General features: G+C 71.5%; 2 pseudogenes. Both read left to right on the forward strand.

The annotated features are described in order from the left end of the window. Positions 1-317: pseudogene (locus tag ACFQ87_RS46425) on the forward strand (hypothetical protein); the annotation flags it as partial. 267 nt (positions 318-584) lie between these two features. Further along, positions 585-716 (forward strand): annotated as a pseudogene (locus tag ACFQ87_RS46430) (FAD-binding protein); the annotation flags it as partial.

Consider the following 716-nt stretch of genomic DNA (forward strand, 5'->3'; position numbering starts at 1 on the left):
GCGCCGAGGTGATCAAGTCCCCCGAGCAACAGGCCCGTTACGGCGGCACGGCGGGCACCGCCTTCGACTCCTGCTACCACAAGGCCTGCGACGGCCTGGACAACATCGACATGGACGCCTTCGACGTCAACATCGACGTGATCGCGCACGCCGTCGGTACCTACGCCTGGGACCTCTCCTCGCTACAGCGGCCCGTACCGGCACGGCGGCTCGTACCTGCCCGGCACCCGGCCGCTCAGAGCACGGCCGGCGCGGGTATGAGCGATTCGGGCAGTGCCTCCGGCGGAGCGGCCGACGCCCACGAGGTGACCGCCTGACGCCCGGGTGGGCCCGCTGCCGTCCTCGGGCGGCGGGCCCACCCGCCTGCCGTGCGCATACCGTCCACCCGGACCCTCCCCTCCGACATCGCCCCTGATGGGGCCGGGTGCGAGTCACCGTAGCGGACACCACTGACAATCCGGCCCGGGCCCTGTACGGTGCCGCGCGGAGCGCATCCGCCGAGACCCGGTGGGTGCGCCGAGTCCGGTCCTGACACCATGGGACCGAGATCACGACACCGTGACACCCTCGGAGGAGTCAGCAACATGAGCACGCACTACGACGTCGTCGTCCTCGGCGCGGGCCCGGGGGGCTGCACCGCCGCCGTCCGCTCGGCCCAGCTGGGTCTGGAGGGTGCGGTTCTCTAGGAAAAAGACCAGGGGGGGGTCTTCCTCCAC

This window comes from Kitasatospora sp. NPDC056531 (assembly GCF_042794375.1).
In the GTDB taxonomy this organism is placed as follows: domain Bacteria; phylum Actinomycetota; class Actinomycetes; order Streptomycetales; family Streptomycetaceae; genus Kitasatospora.